The sequence below is a fragment of the Microbacterium sp. BF1 genome (assembly GCF_019279095.1).
Taxonomy (GTDB): Bacteria; Actinomycetota; Actinomycetes; order Actinomycetales; family Microbacteriaceae; genus Microbacterium; species Microbacterium maritypicum.
On record NZ_JAGYWT010000501.1, the window covers coordinates 1 to 1,745 of the forward strand.

Annotated in this window: 2 protein-coding genes; both read right to left on the reverse strand. The window is 70.3% G+C overall.

Features of this window, described 5'->3' with window-relative positions; translation table 11 throughout:
- Positions 1–70: 70 nt before the first annotated feature.
- Complete coding sequence (locus tag KZA10_RS14150; protein ID WP_218683201.1) at positions 71–1,099, reverse strand: DUF917 family protein; 1,029 nt, start codon at positions 1,097–1,099, stop codon at positions 71–73.
- Positions 1,100–1,108: 9 nt separating this feature from the next.
- On the reverse strand, positions 1,109–1,745 hold a 637-nt coding region (locus tag KZA10_RS14155; protein ID WP_218683202.1), incomplete at its 5' end, for a DUF917 domain-containing protein.

Below are 1,745 nucleotides of genomic sequence, written 5' to 3' on the forward strand. Positions count from 1 at the left end.
GGCCCGGCCACCCGTCGAAGCCCGCCGTTCTCGGCGTGGGCGAGCAGCGCCCCCAGCTGCAGCCACTCGTTCACGCGGCGTCCAGATCGTCGAGCCCGTAGGCGGACGGCAGGACTTTCGCACGCCGCTCAGGCTGGTCGTTCCACCATTGCGGCGCGGGGACGGCGAGGACCGCGACGTTACGAGCGAGGCGGAGTTCGGTGACCTCGAGGATCTCCCGTGAGACCGCATCGATGACGACGATGATCGTCGGGGCGGACGCCACCAGCTGCCCGTCGGTGAGCACGGCGAGCGTCTCCGAGCGTGTCACGATCCGGTGCACGGCACCCGCGATCCCGCTGATCTCGACCGCGTTCACATGCGGGTCCTGCGTCGACGACGAGATCGAGACGATGCGCCCCTCGGCGAGCAGCTGCGCCCCCAGCGCATCGGCGAGCAGGGGAAGCGGGGCGATCATGGCGCCGAGATACGCCCTGCCGAGCTCGAGGGCATGGGCGAGATGGCCGCCGATCGCGTGCTCCCTCAGATCGCCGACCGTGAACCCGCCGAGCACGGCGCAGCCGACCCCACCTGCCTGGATGATCGCCGAGCGCACGACGCGCTCGGCGTCGATGGCACGATGCGCCTCGACGAGCGCGACACCATCGGCACCCGTGTCGCACGCGAACACGAGCCCGGGCACCCGGTCGACGAAGAGCGACATCTGGTCGAGTCCAGGCACCGCTCGTCCGGTGCAGTCCGCGTCGACGACCACGTGCGATCCAGCCAGGGTCAGCGGTGCGAGGCCGTTCATCCCTCCGCCCTCGAGCGAGCACACGGCGGAGACCGGATGTCCGATCCATCGTTGCACCGCGCTGAGGAGCCTGGCGAAGGGGTCCACCCCCGGAAGCCGCTCGCCCAGCAGCATCGTGGAACCGACGAACGCGACACCGAGACAGGGTGTGGCCGGATCCAGGGCCGAGATCGGCGAGACCTCGATCGGCCATTCCCCGTCCCCGGCGAGCATCAGCTCGAGCATGGTGGTCGAGCCGCCGCCACCGGACCCGAGCAGCGCGTAGCCGCGGGCGAGCGCGGTGAGGTCGTCGCGCTGCAGCTTCATGCGTCCAGCCTAGGGAGATTCGTCCTCGCCCACGGTCAGCGTCTCGATCGGGACGAACTCCGCCGCGAGACCGAAGGCAGAGGGGCCGAACGCGGCGAGCGCGGCCGGCGTGCGCATCATCTCGGGGGTGGAGATGCCGAGCACCCGCACGCGCTGTCCGTAGCGGAGCCCCTCTGTCGTGATCGGCTCGGCCGTCTCGTGGTCGACGACGCAGATCAGGTCCGGAACGATCGCCACGAGGGTGTCTCCCCGGCGAGCAGTGAGGTTCTCGTTCTGGAAGGAGATCTCGAACGTATCTCCGTCGTCGGCCCCGAGCGGCGCGATCACAGCGCGCCCCTTCGCGAACCCCTCGGTCGTACGCCGCTCGACATCGATGACCTTGCCGACGCAGAGCTCGCGCAGGTGCGGGTAGAGGGTGATGGACAGCGTCGAGGCGATCGCCTCGAACGGTGAGCGGTGCTCCTCGCGGGCGACACGGATGGCGCGGCCGAGCGCGAGTGCCATCGAGATCGTGCGGGGCACGGCCGTGCGCCGCACGTCTGCTCCGGTCATCGCGTACTCGGCGATGTGTCCGACGCCGCCGAGGCGGATGGTGACAGCCCGGGCGAGCCACTCCATCTGGCGGTCGTCGTCGCCGGTGTCGATG